General features: G+C 73.8%; 11 protein-coding genes and 1 pseudogene. 8 read left to right on the top strand and 4 right to left on the bottom strand.

Annotated features, from left to right (window positions below):
• Positions 1-245 precede the first annotated feature (245 nt).
• Positions 246-1,802, top strand: coding sequence for an alkaline phosphatase D family protein (locus ACZ7LY_RS25270; protein WP_471626974.1), 1,557 nt, complete (start codon positions 246-248; stop codon positions 1,800-1,802).
• A gap of 121 nt (positions 1,803-1,923) precedes the next feature.
• Entirely contained in the window at positions 1,924-3,357 is a 1,434-nt protein-coding gene (locus ACZ7LY_RS25265) for a GNAT family N-acetyltransferase (RefSeq protein ID WP_471626973.1), read from the top strand.
• On the opposite strand, the gene ACZ7LY_RS25260 is transcribed toward ACZ7LY_RS25265, so the two are convergent.
• Positions 3,308-4,546, bottom strand: coding sequence for a trans-sulfuration enzyme family protein (locus ACZ7LY_RS25260; RefSeq protein WP_471626972.1), 1,239 nt, complete (start codon positions 4,544-4,546; stop codon positions 3,308-3,310). The genes ACZ7LY_RS25265 and ACZ7LY_RS25260 overlap by 50 nt on opposite strands.
• A gap of 60 nt (positions 4,547-4,606) precedes the next feature.
• Here ACZ7LY_RS25260 and ACZ7LY_RS25255 point away from each other — a divergent pair, with 60 nt between their 5' ends.
• The 3 genes from ACZ7LY_RS25255 (at position 4,607) to ACZ7LY_RS25245 (ending at position 8,429) form a co-directional block, all read left to right on the top strand.
• Complete coding sequence (locus ACZ7LY_RS25255) at positions 4,607-5,086, top strand: Lrp/AsnC family transcriptional regulator (RefSeq protein ID WP_471626971.1); 480 nt, start codon at positions 4,607-4,609, stop codon at positions 5,084-5,086.
• 498 nt (positions 5,087-5,584) lie between these two features.
• Positions 5,585-7,285 carry a DUF885 domain-containing protein gene (locus ACZ7LY_RS25250; protein WP_471626970.1) on the top strand — a complete coding sequence of 567 codons (1,701 nt, stop codon included), beginning with the start codon at positions 5,585-5,587 and terminating at the stop codon, positions 7,283-7,285.
• A gap of 265 nt (positions 7,286-7,550) precedes the next feature.
• On the top strand, positions 7,551-8,429 hold the full coding sequence (locus tag ACZ7LY_RS25245) for a GNAT family N-acetyltransferase (RefSeq protein WP_471626969.1): 879 nt from the start codon (positions 7,551-7,553) through the stop codon (positions 8,427-8,429).
• A 39-nt stretch (positions 8,430-8,468) separates the two neighbouring features.
• Here ACZ7LY_RS25245 and ACZ7LY_RS25240 read toward each other — a convergent pair whose 3' ends face one another.
• A complete protein-coding gene (locus ACZ7LY_RS25240) occupies positions 8,469-8,993 on the bottom strand; it encodes a rhodanese-like domain-containing protein (RefSeq protein WP_471626968.1) in 525 nt (174 codons plus the stop codon).
• Between the two features lie 122 nt (positions 8,994-9,115).
• Here ACZ7LY_RS25240 and ACZ7LY_RS25235 point away from each other — a divergent pair, with 122 nt between their 5' ends.
• Positions 9,116-9,583, top strand: a complete 468-nt coding sequence (locus ACZ7LY_RS25235) for an Lrp/AsnC family transcriptional regulator (RefSeq protein ID WP_471626967.1) — start codon at positions 9,116-9,118, stop codon at positions 9,581-9,583.
• Between the two features lie 60 nt (positions 9,584-9,643).
• Here ACZ7LY_RS25235 and ACZ7LY_RS25230 read toward each other — a convergent pair whose 3' ends face one another.
• Together ACZ7LY_RS25230 and ACZ7LY_RS25225 are read right to left on the bottom strand one after the other, a co-directional pair.
• The gene (locus ACZ7LY_RS25230) at positions 9,644-12,970 is read right to left on the bottom strand and encodes an AAA family ATPase (protein WP_471626966.1); all 3,327 of its coding nucleotides are present in this window, start codon (positions 12,968-12,970) and stop codon (positions 9,644-9,646) included.
• Positions 12,967-14,133, bottom strand: a complete 1,167-nt coding sequence (locus tag ACZ7LY_RS25225; protein WP_471626965.1) for an exonuclease SbcCD subunit D — start codon at positions 14,131-14,133, stop codon at positions 12,967-12,969. The genes ACZ7LY_RS25230 and ACZ7LY_RS25225 overlap by 4 nt, the downstream gene beginning before the upstream one ends.
• 533 nt (positions 14,134-14,666) lie before the next feature.
• On the opposite strand from ACZ7LY_RS25225, the pseudogene ACZ7LY_RS25220 reads away from it, so the two are divergent.
• Positions 14,667-16,134, top strand: a pseudogene (locus ACZ7LY_RS25220) (SDR family NAD(P)-dependent oxidoreductase).
• A gap of 69 nt (positions 16,135-16,203) precedes the next feature.
• Positions 16,204-16,512 (top strand): hypothetical protein, encoded by a 309-nt coding sequence (locus ACZ7LY_RS25215; RefSeq protein WP_471626964.1) that lies wholly within the window; start codon positions 16,204-16,206, stop codon positions 16,510-16,512.
• Positions 16,513-16,633 lie beyond the last annotated feature (121 nt).

Below are 16,633 nucleotides of genomic sequence, written 5' to 3'. Positions count from 1 at the left end.
GGAACTGCGCGACCAGCCACCCACCGGGCGAAAGATGACCACGCACCCCAAGGGGCAGCGCCCCGTCAGGGGCGCGGGGAACTGCGCGACCAGCCCGCCACCGGACGGTAGACGGCGAACCACCGGCAAGTCCGCCCACCGCCCCGGCAGGGGGAAGCGTTCACTTGGGGTTCTTGCGGGGGTTGCGCCGCCCCAGTAGGTGTGGACCCGCCCGCCACCGCACCCCACCCCTCACTGGAGGCCCCATGACCCCGCTCCCCCCGACCCGCCGCACCCTCCTGCGTGGCACCCTCGCCGCCTCAGCGGCACTCACACTGCCGGCCGCCCCCGCGTTCGCCCTGTCGGGCCGCCCCCGGGCCGGCTGGGGCGTACAGGCCGGAGACGTCACCGCGCACTCCGGACTCGTATGGGTCCGCTCCGACCGCCCCGCCCGCATGATCGTGGAGACGGCCGCGACCGAATCGTTCCGCAAGCCCACCCGCTGGCACGGCCCCCTCGTCGGCCCCGGCACCGACTTCACCGGGACGACACGGCTGCGCGGGCTGCCCGCCGGGGAGCAGATCCACTACCGCGTCCTGCTCGCCGACCCCGACGACCCGCGCCGCACGAGCGCCCCGGTGACCGGCACGTTCCGTACCGCACCGGCGGGCCGGCGCGAGGGCGTGCGGTTCCTGTGGTCCGGGGACATCGCGGGCCAGGGCTGGGGCATCAACCCGGACCGCGGCGGCTACCGCGTGTACGAGGACATGCGCGCCCTGGACCCGGACTTCTTCCTGTGCAGCGGCGACAACATCTACGCGGACGGCCCGATCCAGCCCAAGGTGACGCTGCCGGACGGCCGCGTGTGGCGCAATGTCACCACGGAGGAGAAGTCGAAGGTCGCGGAGACGCTCGCGGAGTTCCGGGGCGCGTTCCGCTACAACCTGCTTGATGAGAACGTCCGTCGATTCAACGCGCAGGTCCCCACGATCACCCAGTGGGACGACCACGAGGTGCACAACAACTGGTACCCGGGCCAGATCCTCGCCGACGACCGGTACACGGAGAAGAACACCGACGTCCTCGCGGCGCGTTCGCTGCGCGCGTTCAGCGAGTACTTCCCGCTGTCGACGCAGGCGCCCGGCGACAAGGACGGCCGGGTCTACCGGGTGCTGCGGCACGGGCCGCTGCTCGACGTGTTCGTCCTGGACATGCGCACGTACCGCGATCCGAACTCGCCGAACCGGCAGCCCGACGACCGGACCGGGATCCTCGGCGCGGAACAGCTCGCCTGGCTGAAGCGGGAGTTGGCGCGCTCGCGCGCGGTGTGGAAGGTGATCGCCGCCGACATGCCGCTGGGGCTCGTGGTGACCGACGGCGCGACGGACTTCGAGGCGGTCGCGCAGGGCGACCCGGGCGCGCCGCTCGGCCGGGAGTTGCAGATCGCGGAGCTGCTGCGGCACATCAAGCACCGGCGGATCACGGGCACGCTGTGGCTGACGGCGGACGTGCACTACACGTCGGCGCAGCACTACGAGCCGGAGCGGGCCGCGTTCAAGGACTTCGAGCCGTTCTGGGAGTTCGTCTCGGGGCCGCTGGCGGCGGGCGGGTTCCCGGCGGTGAAGCTGGACGGCACGTTCGGCCCCCGGCAGGCGTTCGTGAAGGCGCCGACGCGGGCCAACACGTCCCCGGCGGAGACTCCCCCGTACTTCGGTGAGGTCGAGATCGACGGCGGGAGCGGGGAGTTGACGGTGCGGCTGCGGCAGGAGGGCGGTGACGTGCTGTTCGCGCGTACGCTCCAGCCGGGGCGGGTCGGCCAGTAGGGAGCGGGCCTTCGGGGCGACCGGCGCGAGTTATGCGTTCGCAAAACCGACATAAGCGCTCTTTACCCATCGGTCACAGGGCGTTCTCGATCACGCAACACCGTTCCTTCACAGTGGATGCATGACTCAGAACATGTGCGATGTGAAGCGGACGAAGCACGGCCGCCGGGCCCACCACTGGCGCCGGGACCTGGTCGAACTGGCGGCCCTGTTCACGGCGGTGGCGGTGGCGGACGCGGTGGCGAACATGGTGGGGCACGGGCCCGGCGGTCCGGCCCTGCTCATGGTCTCGGCGGGGGCGCTCGGCGCGACCGCCGGTTTCCACGTGTGGTGGGCGCGGCGCCACGAGCACGCGCCGCCGACGTCCTATACCGGCGCCCGGCCGCCCGCCCCCGCGCGGGGCGAGACCGCGGCCGGGCAGCGGGACTCCGACCGGGCCGGGGCCACGGCCCCGCTCGATCCCGCGGACAGCAACCTGTGGCGGATGCGGACCACCGTGCGCGACGAGCCCGGGTCGCTGGCGGTGCTGTGCACGGCGCTCGCGCGGCTGCGCGTGGACATCCTCAGCCTCCAGACGCACCCGCTGGCCGAGGGCGCGGTCGACGAGTTCCTGCTGCGGGCGCCCCGGGAACTGCCCGCGCAGGACGTGACCCGTACGGTCTCCGCCGCGGGCGGCAGCGGCACCTGGATCGAGCGGGCCGACGCCCACGATCTCGTCGACGCGCCCACCCGCGTCCTCGGGCTCGCCACCCGTACGGCCCTGGACGCGGCGGAACTTCCGCTGGCGCTGCGCCAGTTGCTGGGCCGGTGCACGATCAGGTCGGCGCCCGCCGGTGCCGGAACGGCCACGGACGACGCGGCGCCCGTCGAGGGCGGCTTCGACGGCACGGAGTTGCGGCTGCGCACGCCGGAGGGCGGCGTGATCACAGTGGAGCGGGCCTATCTGCCGTTCACGCCCACGGAGTTCGCGCGGGCCCGCGCCCTCGTCGAGCTGGACACGCGGCTCGGCCCCCGCGTCCCGCGCGGCACCGACGTACTGACGCTGCCCGAGGGCAACGAGATCACCGTCCGGCGCGCCGACGTGTCGGATCTGCCCGCCGCGAAGGAGATGCACGAGCGGTGCTCGCAGCGGACGCTGAACATGCGGTACCACGGCCCGGTCGGGGACGCGGACCGCTATCTGAACCACCTGCTCAGCCCCCGCTTCGGGCGTACGCTCGCCGCGCAGACGGCCTCCGGCCGGGTCGTCGCCCTCGGCCATCTGCTGTGGGACGGCGACGAGACGGAGATCGCGCTGCTCGTGCAGGACGACTGGCAGCGCCGCGGTGTCGGCTCCGAACTCCTCGGCCGGCTGGTCTCGATGGCGGTCGAGGCGGGCTGCGAGAGCGTGTACGCGGTGACGCAGGCGTCCAACACGGGCATGGTCGCGGCGATGCGGGGCCTCGGGCTGCCCCTCGACTACCAGATCGAGGAGGGCACCCTCGTCGTCACGGCCCGTCTGGACGTCACTCCGGTCGCGTCCCGGCCCCCGTACGAGCAGGCCGAGCGGCACTGAGCGGCACGACCGTGGAGCCGGCCGCGGCCGACGCGGCGAGCGCCGTGTCCAGGTCGGCCCACAGGTCCTCGACGTCCTCCAGGCCCACCGACAGACGCAGCAGCCGGTCGCTGACGCCCGCGGCGCGCCGGTCGGCGCCGTCGACGATGCGGTGGCTGATGGACGCCGGGTGCTGGATGAGCGAGTCGACGCTGCCGAGGCTGACCGCCGGGGTGATCAGGCGGACCCCCGCGGTCACGGCGTGCGGGTCGCCCGCGACCTCGAAGGCGACCATCGCACCACCGATACGCGGGTAGTGGACGCGGCTCACGCGCGGGTCGTCGGCGAGCCTGCGGGCGAGTTCGGCGGCCGTCGCCGAGGCGGCCCGCACCCGCACCGGCAGCGTGGACAGGCCGCGCAGCAGCAGATAACCGGCGAGCGGGTGCAGCACCCCGCCGGTGGCGAAGCGGACCTTGCGCAGCTCGCGGGCGAACGCCTCGTCGCACGCCACGATTCCGCCGAGCACATCGCCGTGGCCGCCGAGGTACTTGGTCGCGCTGTGCAGGACGAGCCGGGCGCCGCTCTCCACGGGCCGTTGCAGCACCGGCGTGGCGAACGTGTTGTCGACCAGCAGCGGCACCGAACCGCAGGCGTGGGCGACGGCGCGCAGGTCGAGTTCGGCGAGCGTCGGGTTGGCCGGCGACTCCACCATGACGAGGCCCGTGTCGGCGCGGATCGCGTCGGCGATGCCCGCGGGGTCCACCCAGGTGACCTCCGAGCCGAGCGCGCCCGCCGTCAGCAGATGGTCGCTGCATCCGTACAGCGGGCGGACGGCCACGACATGGCGCAGGCCCGCCGAGAGCCGCACCAGGAGCGTCGCGGTCAGCGCGGCCATGCCACTGGCGAACGCGACGGCCGCGTCCGTCCCCTCCAGGCGGGCGAGCGCGGTCTCGAAGCGGGCGACGGTCGGGTTGCCGAGGCGGCCGTAGACGGGCGGCCCGTCGTCGAGGACGCCGTCGGCGGCGAACGCGTCGATGCGGGCGGCCTCGCCCCGGCTGTCGGCCGAGGGGTACGTGGTGGACAGGTCGATCGGCGGGGCGTGCAGACCGAGGGCGGCGAGATCGTCGCGGCCCGCGTGCACGGCTTCGGTGGCGAGCGCCCGGGGCGGCCGGTGGGCGTCCGGGTACGTCACGTCCTCGTAGGTGTCCATGCGCTTCATGCTGAACAACGGGCGGGGCCGTGACCGCAACTGCCGTGCTACGTTTGCCGGATGACCGATTCCGTCGCACTGGATCCGGTCGATCTGCAGATCCTGCGGCTGCTGCAGAACGACGCGCGCACCACGTACCGGGAGCTGGCCGCCGAGGTGGGGGTGGCGCCGTCCACGTGCCTGGACCGGGTGGGGCGGCTGCGGCGGGCCGGGGTGATCCTCGGGCATGCCTTGCGGGTGGATCCGGCGCGGCTCGGGCGGGGGCTTCAGGCGTTGCTGTCCGTGCAGGTGCGGCCGCATCGGCGGGAGTTGGTGGGGCCGTTCGTGGAGCGGGTGCGGGCGTTGCCGGAGGCGCGGTCGGTGTTTCATCTGACGGGGCCCGACGACTACCTCGTGCATGTCGCCGTGCGGGACATGGGGGATCTTCAGCGGCTTGTGCTGGACGAGTTCACGGCTCGGCGGGAAGTGGCCAGGGTGGAGACGCGGTTGATCTTCCAGCAGTGGGAGTGCGGGCCGCTTTTGCCGCCGGGGTCCGGCTGAACCGGGGTTCACCTCTCGACGTACGTCACTTCCGACTGGGGAGTACACAGGCGGGGGCCGCTTGCAGTGACCGTCTTGCGCAGTTCCCCGCGCCCCTGGGGGGTGGGGGGCTCCGGCCGGTGGGTTTCCTCGGCTTTCGTCGTGGCTGGTCGCGCAGTTCCCCGCGCCCCTGGAGGCGGGGCTTCGCCCCTGCCTCCCCAGATAGAGGTAGCGCACGAAGTGCGCACCGAAGGGGCGCGGGGAACTGCGCGAGAAGCCCCACCCACCCGCAGAAGACAACGCACGGTCGTGCCCCGAAGGGGCGCGGGGAACTGCGCGACCAGCCACCCACCCGGCGAAAGGTGAACGACAACCCCAGGGGGCAGCGCCCCTTCAGGGGCGCGGGGAACTGCGCGGGACGACACACCGGCCCGCAGGTGGCCACGCCCGGACGCCCGTCCCGACCAGATGAGCGCCCCCCAAGCCAGATGGTGACGTAGCCCCCCGCCGCGTACGAAGATGTGCCGCATGTCAGAGACGCCGAACACCCACACCCCGCTCCCCCGCCAGATCGCAGACACGTTCGTCGACGCGTACGTCAGGCTGGACCCCGTGGAGGGCACCTACCTCGGCGTCCGGGACGCCCACAGCCGCCTGCCCGACCTCTCCCCCGCCGGCACCGAGGCCCTCGCCGACCTCGCACGCGACACCCTCGCGCGGCTGGACGCCGCGGAATCCGCGCCCGGCGCGGACAGTGCCGTCGAGCGGCGCTGCGCCCGCCTGCTGCGGGAGCGCCTGACCGCCGAACTCTCCGTGCACGACGCGGAGGAGCAGCTGCGCGCGGTCAGCAACCTCGGCTCGCCCGTCCACAACGTCCGCGAGGTCTTCACCGTCACCCCCACGGACACGGACGCCGACTGGGCGGCCGTCGCCACGCGGCTGCGGGCGGTGCCGGACGCGTTCGCCGGGTACCGCGAGACGCTGGCGCTGGGCCTTGAGCGCAAGGTGTACGCGGCGCCGCGCCCGACCGCGACGGTGATCGAGCAGCTCACGGAGTGGGCGGGCGGCGAGCGCGGCTGGTTCGAGGAGTTCGCGGCGGCCGGCCCCGAGTCGCTGCGCGCGGAGCTGACGGAGGCGGCGCGCGCAGCGGACGCGGCGACGGCCGAACTGCGGGACTGGCTGCGGGACGTGTACGCCCCGGCGATCGAGGGCGCGCCGGACGTCGTGGGCCGCGAGCGGTACGCGCGCTGGTCGCGGTACTACAACGGTACGGACCTCGACCTGGACGAGGCGTACGCGTACGGCTGGAGCGAGTTCCACCGGCTGCTCGGCGAGATGCGCGCCGAGGCGGAGAAGATCCTGCCCGGAGCAAAGACGCCCTGGGTGGCGCTGGCGCACCTGGACGAGCACGGCCGCCACATCGAGGGCGTCGACGAGGTGCGGCAGTGGCTCCAGGACCTCATGGACGAGGCCGTGACCGCGCTGGACGGCACCCACTTCGAACTCGCGGAGCGCGTACGCCGCGTGGAGTCCCGCATCGCGCCCGCGGGCAGCGCGGCGGCCCCGTACTACACGCCGCCGTCGGAGGACTTCTCGCGGCCCGGCCGTACGTGGCTGCCGACGATGGGCCAGACCCGCTTCCCCGTCTACGACCTGGTGTCCACGTGGTACCACGAGGGCGTTCCGGGGCATCACCTCCAGCTCGCGCAGTGGGCGCACGTCGCCGAGGACCTGTCCCGCTACCAGGCGACGCTCGGCATGGTGTCCGCGAACGCGGAGGGCTGGGCGCTGTACGCGGAGCGCCTGATGGACGAACTCGGCTTCCTCACCGACGCGGAGACCCGGCTCGGCTATCTCGACGCGCAGATGATGCGGGCGCTGCGCGTCATCGTGGACATCGGCATGCATCTGGAACTGGAGATCCCGGCGGACTCGCCGTTCCGGCCGGGCGAGCGGTGGACGCCGGCGCTCGCGCAGGAGTTCTTCGGCGCGCACAGCAGCCGCCCCGCGGACTTCGTGGAGAGCGAGCTGACCCGCTATCTGTCGATCCCGGGCCAGGCCATCGGGTACAAGCTGGGCGAACGGGCGTGGCTGCTGGGCCGGGAGGCGGCGCGGGCCGCGCACGGCGACGCGTTCGACGCGAAGGCGTGGCACATGGCGGCGCTGTCGCTCGGCTCGCTGGGCCTCGACGACCTGGTGGCGGAACTCTCCCGCCTCTGACCCGGCGGATCCCGGCGGCCGCCGCCCACGCGCGCGAGGGAGCGCGGGGCGGCGGCCGTCCTCGTACCTGACCACGCGTCCGCGCTCGGTCCGCCGCTACGGAAATTCCGTTGCCGCGGTACGGGCGACCGGCTAGGTTCGCCCCACCGCCCGGCATCGGTGCGGGCGGGTGGTGTCGACGAGGGGGTGTGGAGCACATGCGCAGGAGTGCCCAGGAGTTGAGCGCGCGTACAGACCTCTGCCACCTCCTCACGACGGAGACACCTTGTCCCTCCGCATCACCCCTCTGACCGACCTCTCTCCCGGGCCGCACGGCCCCCGTCTCGTCTGGCTGGCGTCGGACGCCGGATCCGTACCGCTCGGGTCGGCCTTCCTGCGTCTGCCGGACGGCGCGCAGGAGCACCAGGCCGAACTCGACCTGCGGGTGCATCCCGCGGAGCGCCGCAGGGGCGTCGGCTCCCGGCTCCTCGACGCGGCCGTCGACGCCGCTCGGGACGGCGCCCGGCGCCGCGTGCTCGCCCAGGCGGAAGCCGGCTCGCCCGGCGACCTCTTCCTGGCAGCGCACGGCTTCCGCAAGGTCCTGACGCTACGCTTCACGCGTCTGGCGCTGGCCGACGTGGACACCGACGACCTCGCCCGGCTCGTCGCCCGCCCGCACCCCGGCTACCGGCTGGTGTCCTGGCGGGGCGTCGTCCCCGACGACCTCGCCGAGACGTTCGCCGCCTCGCGCCGGGCCATGGACGACATGCCGATGGACGACGCCGACTGCGCCGCCGCGTCCTGGGACGCGGAGCGCGTACGGGCGGCGGCGCGGGCCGTCGAACAGCGCGGTGACCATCTGGACACCGTCGCCGCCGTCGACACCGGCGACGGCTCGATCGCCGGGTTCACCGAACTCGTCGTCCCCGGCGACGGCTTGGGCGACGGCCAGCACTACGGCACCGGCGTCCTCCCCGCACACCGGGGCGCCGGGCTCGGCCGCTGGATGAAGGCCGAGTCGATCCGCCGGGCCCGCGCGGACCACCCGCACCTCACCGGCCTCCTGACCGACACCGCCGAGAGCAACACGCCCATGCGGACGATCAACGACGCACTCGGCTACACCCCTACGCACACCACCCACCAGCGCCAGCTCGACCTGTAGCCGACGCCGGGCGGCCCCGGCCCGGTCAGCAGCCGCAGCTCAGCAGCCGCAGTCGGCCGTCGTGTCGAAGGGGGCCGTGAGGGGGTCGGGGGCCGTGCGGGCGGGGCCCTCCCAGGTCTCGTACGGGAAGCCCTCGCGGACCCAGTACTCGAAGCCGCCGAGCATCTCCTTGACGGGGAAGCCGAGTCGGGCGAAGGCGAGGGCCGCGCGGGTGGCGCCGTTGCAGCCGGGACCCCAGCAGTAGGTGACGACCGGCACGGAACGGTCGAGGAGCCCGTCCGCCTGCTCCGCGACGAGCGCCGTGGGCAGGTGGAGCGCGCCGGGCACGTGCCCCTGGTCCCAGGCGGCGGTGGAGCGCGTGTCGACGAGGACGAACCCGGGGTCGCCGCCGGCCGACAGCGCGGCGGCGACGTCGGACACGTCGGCGTGGAAGGCGAGGCTCGCCGAGAAGTGGGCGACGGCGGCGGCGGGCGGCGCGGGCGGCACCCGCAGCACCGGGTTCTCGACGGGGGTGCCGTGCGGGGCGGCTGCCGGGGGCGCGGTGGGTGAGGCGGTGACGGTCATGGTGGTGGTCCCTCCCAGGGGTCGTCCTGACCGGAAATCTACGGTCGCGGGACGCCCGCCGGAAGGCATGATCCCCGGCACATCCCTTGCCCTGCCGGGGATCGCCCTGCTATCTCTCGGTGATGACCGTCGATTCCACACCCCGCCCCGCGTACGCGCCCGACGCCACCGACTGGCGCATCCTGGAGGTCCTCCAGCGGGACGGCCGCGCCGGGTACGCAGAGCTGGCGCGCGCCGTATCCATGTCGGCGAGCGCCGTCACCGAGCGGGTGCGCCGGATGGAGGAGGCGGGCGTGATCGCCGGGTACACGGCCGTCGTCGTACCGGAGCGGCTGGGCATGCCGATCATGGCGTTCGTCCGGCTGCGCTACCCGAACGGAAACTACAAGCCCTTCCACGATCTCGTCGCCGCGACGCCGGAGATCCTGGAGGCGCACCACGTCACGGGCGACGACTGCTTCGTCATCAAGGTCGCCGCGCGGTCCATGAGCCATCTGGAGGAGGTCTCCGGACGGATCGGTGCGCTCGGGTCGGTGACGACGAGCGTCGTGTACTCCTCGCCGCTGCCGCGCCGCGCCCTCGGCCACTGAGCGACGCCCGTACGCGCGCACGGATGCACGGGTGCCCGCGCTTGAGGGTGCGGGCGCGGGTCAGCCTTCGCCCGTGCCGCGCTGGCGTACGCGGGAGCCGTCGCGGCCCTTGACGACCTCCAGCTGGGCGTGGACGCGACGGCGCAGGTCGCCGACGTGGCTGACGATGCCGACGCTGCGGTCGCGTTCGCGCAGCGAGTCGAGCACGTCGAGGACCTCGTCGAGGGTCTGGTCGTCGAGGCTGCCGAAGCCCTCGTCGATGAAGAGGGTGTCCAGGCGCACCCCGCCCGCCTCGTCGGTGACGACGTCCGCGAGGCCGAGCGCGAGCGCCAGCGACGCGAAGAACGTCTCGCCGCCGGACAGGCTCGCCGTGTCCCGCTCGCGGCCCGTCCACGCGTCGACGACATGCAGTCCGAGCCCCGAACGGCCGCGCCCCGCAGGGGAGTCGGAGTGCACCAGCGTGTAGCGCCCGGCCGACATGCGGCTGAGGCGGGCGGTCGCGGCGGCGGCCACCTGTTCCAGCCGGGCGGCGAGGACGTACGACTCCAGGCGCATCTTGCGTTCGTTGTCGGCGGAGGTGCCGGCGGCGAGCGAGGCGAGCCGCGCGACGCGGTTGTACGTGACGCGCAGCGGGCCGAGGCGGCGGGCCTCGGTGTGGGCGCGCCGGGAGAGCCGGTCGAGGTCGGCGCACCGGCGGGCGGCCGCGTCCCGGGCGGAGGCAGCGGCCCTGGCGCGCGTGTCGGCGGCTTCGGCGGCCGTCTGCGCGGCGGTCACGTCGGCGTCGGGGGCGAGCGCCGCGGCGGCGGTCTCCTGTTCGGCGAGGATCGCGCGGACTGTCGCCTCCTCCGACTGCCGGGCGTCCAGGCGGTGTTGCAGCGCGCGATGCTCGGCGTCGTCGAGGAGCGCGGCCGCCGCGTCCTGCGGCGTGTCGAACCCGGCGCGGAACGCCGCGTCGGCGAGTCGCGCGTCGGCGGCCTTGAGACGGCCCGCCGTCTCCTCTGCGGCCCGGGCCGCGTCGGCGGCGGCCGTCAGCAGCGCGGCCAGCCGCTCCAACTGGTCCGCGCGGGCCTCGACACTGGCGGCCGAACCGCGTGCCTGCGTCAATTCCTGTTCCAGCTCGGCCTGTTGGCGGTCGAGCGCATCACGCCGGGAGGCCCGGGCCGCGCCCCGCGTGGCGGCTTCCTGGCGGAGGGCGAGGCGGCGGTCGTGCTCGGCGGACGCCGCCTCCAGGGCCTCGCGGGCAGCGTGCAGGCCCGAGGCGGCAGCCCGCGCCTGCGCATGCTCCGCGGCCAACTCGCGTGCCGCGTCAGCGAGTTCTTGCGCGGATTCCTCTCCGGCCGCCGCCTTCGCCGCAGCCAGCTCCTCGCGTACGGAGGACAGCGCCTGCTCGGCGTCGAAGCGGCGGGTGTCGGCCGCACGGTAGGCGGCGAGCGCGCTCTCCTCGGCGGCGCGGTCGACGTGCCCCTGCGACTTGCGCATCGGGGCGGGGTGTTCGGTGGCGCCGCAGACCGTGCAGGGGGCGCCGTCGACCAGACCCTCCGCGAGTTCGGCGGCGACGTCGCGCAGCCGCTGCTCCTTCAGGGCGAGCCAGTGCTCGTGCGCCGCCGCCGACTCCTCGCGGGCCCGAAGCACGCGCGCGTCGGCGCTCGCGGCCCGCTCGGTGAGCCGGTCGCGCAGTTCGGCGGCCTCGGCCTGGCGCCGTGCGGGGTCGAGACGGGCGGCGAGCTGTTCGGCGCGGGTCAGGGCGTCCTGCGCGGCGTCGAGCCGGGCCTGGAGTCCGGCGCGCCGCTCGTCCCAGGTGTCGAGCCAGCCCGCCGCCTCGTCGAGGAGGTCGGTGTCGGCGCGCTCCTCGCGCTCCAGTCCCGCGCGCTCCCCGGCCAGTTCCCGCAGCCGCCGCTCCGCGCGACGCGCCGCGTCGAGGCCGCCGAGTTCGAGGGCGACACGCCGGGCGGCCCGCGCCAGCGCCTCCGGCGAGCGGTCGGCATAGGAGCCGGGGCCGTTTTCCGCCGTGAGGGCGCCGTGTTCTGCCGCGAGGGCACCACGAGCTGCCGCGAGGGCGCCTTCGTCACCGGCGCTGGATCCCCTACCGGGGGCGGCTTCCGCGCCGGAGCCGGAGCCGGAGCCCACGATGGGCCCGATCCCCGTACCGGCGTCGTCGCCCCCGCCCACGCCCGCGCTGTCCGCCACCGGCCCGGAAGGCTCCCCCGCGCCGTCCGCCCCCGCCCCCGAAAGCTCCGCCGCGCTGTCCGCCTCCGCACCGAAGAACGCCCCCGCACCCGGGAGCACCCCGTCCGTCTCCGCCTCCGTCCGCAGTTCGGCGCGAGCCCGGCGCTCCTGTGCCAGGGCCTCCCGGTGTTCCGCCTCGGCGGTGTCGCGCAGGGCGAGGGCCGGGGCGACGGTCTCGGCCTTGCGGCCCCTTTCCATGCGGGCGCGCAGTTCCTCGTACTCCCCCTGCCGCGCCGCGAGGGCGTCCGCGCGCCCCCGGGCCTCGGCGTACCGGCGCTGGAGCCGCTCCGTCTCCCGCGTCTCGGCGAGCGCCTGCTGTGCGGCGGTGCGGACGCGCTCGGCGGCGCCGAGCGCGACGTGCGTCTGGGTGTAGCGCTCGCGGGCCGTGGAACGGGCGACGGCCGCCCAGGCGAGGACCGCGTCGGCGAGGCCGGGGTCGCCAGGCGCCGCGTCCACCGGCGGCAGGTCCACGAGGTCGCCGGCCGCCTGCTGCATGCGGTGCGCGTCCGCGAGGAGTTCGGCGTCGCCCGCGGCGACCCGCTTCTCGGCGGCGCGCCGGTCCTCCGCGAGCCGCTGCTCGACGGCCGCGAACCGCCGCGTGTCGAACAGCCGGCCGAGGAGCTTGCCCCGGGCCTCGGCGTCGGCGCGCAGGAACCGCGCGAAGTCGCCCTGCGGCAGCAGTACGACCTGGCAGAACTGTTCCTTGCTCATGCCGAGGAGCTGCGTGATCTCCTCGCCGATCTCCTGGTGGGAGCGGCTGAGGTCCTTCCACCGCCCGTCGGCCGCGTCGTACTCGCGCAGCCAGCTCTGCGCCTTCTCGGTGGTGGTGCCGGTGCCGCGCTTCTTCGGGCGGGCGAACGGCGGCTGCCGGGTCAGTTCCAGGCGGCGGCCCGCGACGGTCAGGTCGAGGACGACCTCGGTGCGCACGCCGGGGTCCGCGTGATCGCTGCGCAGGTTCTGCCCCTGGCCGGAAGCGCTCTGGCGGGCGCCGGGCACGCTCCCGTACAGGGCGTAGCAGACGGCGTCGAGCACGGAGGTCTTGCCGGCGCCGGTCGGGCCGTGCAGCAGGAAGAGGCCGGCGGAGGAGAGCGCGTCGAAGTCGACTTCCTGGGTTCCGCCGAAGGGGCCGAACGCGGTGACGCGGAGCGTGTGCAGTCTCACCGGGCGACCTCGCGCACCACGTCGTCCACGCGGACGGCGTCGAACGCGGCGCGCAGCACCGCCCGCTCGTCCTCGTCGGGTCCCGCGCCCCGGACATGGGTCACGAAGTCCTCCGCGATCTCGTGGTCGTCCCGCCCGGCGAGGCGCTCCGCGTAGCTGGCGTCGGAGGCGTCGTCGTCGGTGCGGCGGGGGTCGAACAGCAGACTGAGGGTGTGCGGGAAGCGGGCGGCGATCCGGGCCATGGGGTCGTCGGGGCGTACGGGGTCGGTGAGGGTGACCTCGGTCCAGGACTCCTCGTGGGCGGTGAGGGCGGGGTCGGCGAGCAGGTCGTCGAGGTCGCCGCGGAGCCGGGCGAGGGGGCGGGGCACGGGGCAGTCGAGCCGCTCGGCGCTCACCTCGCCGGCCGCGTCGAGGTCGATGAGCCACATGCTCTTGCGGTGGTCGGCCTCGGAGAAGGAGTACGGGAGCGGGGAGCCGGAGTAGCGCACGCGCGGGCTGAGGGTCTGGCAGCCGTGGAGGTGGCCGAGGGCGACGTAGTCGGCGCCGTCGAAGACGCCCGCGGGGACGGCCGCGACCCCGCCCACGGTGATGTCGCGCTCGCTGTCGCTGGGCTCGCCGCCGGTGACGAAGGCGTGCGCGAGGACGACGGAGCGGGTGCCTGTGGGGCGGGCGGCGAGGTCGGCCCGTACGCGGTCCATGGCGGCGGCCAGCACCTGCTCATGGCCCGCCTTAGGCACCCGGAACTCGTCCTTGACCAGCGCGGGTTCGAGGTAGGGCAGCCCGTAGAAGGCGACGTCGCCGTGCGCGTCGGCGAGGACGACGGGTTCGCCGACGCGGGCGGGCTCGGTACGCAGATGGATGCCGGCGCGGCCGATGAGTCCGGCGCCCACGCCGAGGCGGCGGGCGGAGTCGTGGTTGCCGGAGATCATGACCGTGGGCACGCCGAGGTCGGCGAGGCGGTGCAGGGCGTCGTCGTACAGCTCGACGGCGGCGAGCGGTGGCACGGCACGGTCGTACACGTCACCGGCGACGACCACCGCGTCCACGTCCCGCTCGCGCGCGGTGGCGACGAGGTGGGCGATGAACGCGGCCTGGGCGTCGAGCATGTTCACCCGGTGGAACGCGCGTCCCAGGTGCCAGTCCGACGTGTGCAGGATTCTCAAAGTACCGCCCCGACCTGCATGTTCTCCTCAGTTCGCCCCTGGATCCAGCACCCGGCCAGCACCAGCCCCGCCAGCCTCACCACCTACGCTATCGCCAGACAGCACCCTGTCCATCACAGACCTCAGTTTGCCAGGTGCGTCCGGGGTGAGGTGGCCGTAGAGGTCAGCGGCGATCTGGGGCGTCGAATGATCGAACCAGCGGGGAACTTCCGCGAGCGACACCCCGCCGGCGATGGCGCCGTAAGCCCCCGCACGCGGTACTCATTCTTGATCGTGACCTCGCTCACCTGGAGCCAGGAAGGCCGCCAGCCGACGTAAGGGGTCCAGCGGCCGCATCGGACTCTCAGGGCCCGACGGTCGGTCTCCGCCGACCGGGTCCGTCCGACGGCCTCTCCTCGGAGCGGCCCGGGCGGCCTATGTGCTCACACCCGATGCCCGCGGGGTCAAGGACCTCCTCGCCATGCTCGCGGCCCCAGAACGGGACGTCCTGCGCGCCCACCGAAAACAGCTCCGGCACTACCCGGACCGTCGCCATCGTCCTCGCGGGAGGTACGGGTAGCGGCGTCGGCCTTGCGATCCCCAAGCAGCTCGTCAAGGTCGCCGGCAAGTCGATCATCGAGCACACCCTGGAGGCCTTCGAGAAGGCGCCGGACATCGACGACGTCCTGGTCCTGATGACCCCTGCGTACGTCCCCGAGGTGCGGGCGATGGTCGCCAGGAGCGGACTGGCCAAGGTGCGCCGGGTCCTGCCGGGCGGCGCCACCCGCAACCGGACCACCGAACGCGCCCTGGAGGCGCTCGGCGAGATGGCCGGCGACGGGGACGAGGACATCCGCGTGCTGTTCCACGACGCCGTGCGTCCGCTGCTCTCCCAGCGCGTGATCGCCGAGTGCGTGCGGGCCCTGGACAGCTATGAGGCGGTGGACGTCGCCGTCCCGGCTACCGACACCATCGTCGCGACCCGGACGCACGGCGCCGAGGGCGAGTTCATCACGGCCGTTCCGGAGCGCTCGCGGCTGCGCCGGGGCCAGACCCCGCAAGCGTTCAGGCTGCCGACGATCCGCCGCGCCTACCGGCTCGCCGCGAAAGACCCGCTGTTCACCGCGACCGACGACTGCAGCGTCGTGCTGCGCTACCTCCCGGACGTGCCGATCCACGTCGTCCCCGGCGACGAGCACAACATGAAGGTGACCCACCCACTGGACATCTTCCTCGTCGACAAACTCTTCCAGCTCGCCTCCCAGGCCGCGCCGCCACCCCGGGACGAGGCGGTCTACCGCACTGTGCTCGCGGGGAAGGTGATGGTCGTCCTCGGCGCCGGCTACGGCATCGGCGCCGACCTCGCCGACCTCGCCGAGCGGTACGGCGCCACTGTCTTCGCCCACAGCCGGTCCCGCACCGGCGTCCACGTCGAGATGCCCGAACACCTCGACAAGGCGCTGCGGGACGCGTACGAGCAGGCGGGCCGCATCGACTACGTCGTCAACACCGCCGCCACACTGAGCATCGGAAAGCTCGCCGAGACCGACACCGCCAGCATCGAACAGGCGACGCTCGTCAACTATCTCGCGCCGGTGCATCTGGCCCGGCTGGCACGGCCCTATCTCGCCGAGACCAAGGGGCAGTTGCTCCTGTACACCTCCAGCAGCCACACCCGCGGGCCGCGCCCGGTACAGCCTCTACTCCTCGGCCAAGGCCGCGATCGTCAACCTCACCCAGACACTGGCCGAGGGATGGGCCGAGGACGGCATCCGGGTCAACTGCGTCAACCCCGAACGCACCCGCACGCCCATGCGGGCCCGCGCCTTCGGCGACGAACCCGCCGAGACGCTGCTGACGTCCGAGGCCGTCGCACAGTCCTCCCTGGACGTGCTGCTGTCGTCCCAGACCGGCCATGTCATCGACGTCCGCCGCCAGGAGCCGACGCGCAACACGACGGCCTGCGACCTCTACGCATCAGTGCTCACCCACCTGGCCGACGAGGAAGACAGGCACGCGTGACCAGGGCGCCGCGACGGCCGGACAACGACCGGCGGCCGGCCCGTCCCCGCCAGGGCCGGCGCGCGGAACATGGTCATCCTCGGCTCCGACTCACGTTCCGGCGGCAACAAGAGCCTGACCGGCGGCGACACCGGGATCACCGCCCGGTCCGACACCGCGATGCTGCTCCACCTTCCCGGGCACACGCCGCGGCCACCGTCGTCATTGGTTGCTCACCTGGCGAGCCAGATCCCGATTGCCCCGCACAAGAAGATGGATGCCACCACCTGTGTCCGATGGCCGATACTGAAGTCGTACCGCTCTCCGTTCGACTGGGCAGAAATGGCCTTTCGGAGTTCTTTTCGCCGCCCGATTCCTGCCAACAACAGACCAGCGTAGATCGATCCGCATATCGACAAAGTCTCAGCTAGCGTCCAGTGATAGTACGAGGCGACGCCGACAGCAGCGACGGCGCCGACCACTGGCCCCAGGCACGTCGTGATCCTGTACCCCCGCTCGC

The sequence above is a fragment of the Streptomyces sp. NPDC107550 genome (assembly GCF_055639095.1).
Note: the sequence above shows the minus strand (reverse complement) of the source record. Positions and strands in the feature narration are given on the sequence as shown.

What these genes read in the sequence shown, in the direction of transcription:
- ACZ7LY_RS25265 (WP_471626973.1), top strand. Translation starts at nt 1,924, where the DNA reads ATGACTCAGAACATGTGCGATGTGAAGCGGACGAAGCACGGCCGCCGG.
- ACZ7LY_RS25260 (WP_471626972.1), bottom strand. Translation starts at nt 4,546, where the DNA reads ATGGACACCTACGAGGACGTGACGTACCCGGACGCCCACCGGCCGCCC.
- ACZ7LY_RS25255 (WP_471626971.1), top strand. Translation starts at nt 4,607, where the DNA reads ATGACCGATTCCGTCGCACTGGATCCGGTCGATCTGCAGATCCTGCGG.
- ACZ7LY_RS25270 (WP_471626974.1), top strand. Translation starts at nt 246, where the DNA reads ATGACCCCGCTCCCCCCGACCCGCCGCACCCTCCTGCGTGGCACCCTC.
- ACZ7LY_RS25240 (WP_471626968.1), bottom strand. Translation starts at nt 8,993, where the DNA reads ATGACCGTCACCGCCTCACCCACCGCGCCCCCGGCAGCCGCCCCGCAC.
- ACZ7LY_RS25215 (WP_471626964.1), top strand. Translation starts at nt 16,204, where the DNA reads ATGGTCATCCTCGGCTCCGACTCACGTTCCGGCGGCAACAAGAGCCTG.
- ACZ7LY_RS25250 (WP_471626970.1), top strand. Translation starts at nt 5,585, where the DNA reads ATGTGCCGCATGTCAGAGACGCCGAACACCCACACCCCGCTCCCCCGC.
- ACZ7LY_RS25235 (WP_471626967.1), top strand. Translation starts at nt 9,116, where the DNA reads ATGACCGTCGATTCCACACCCCGCCCCGCGTACGCGCCCGACGCCACC.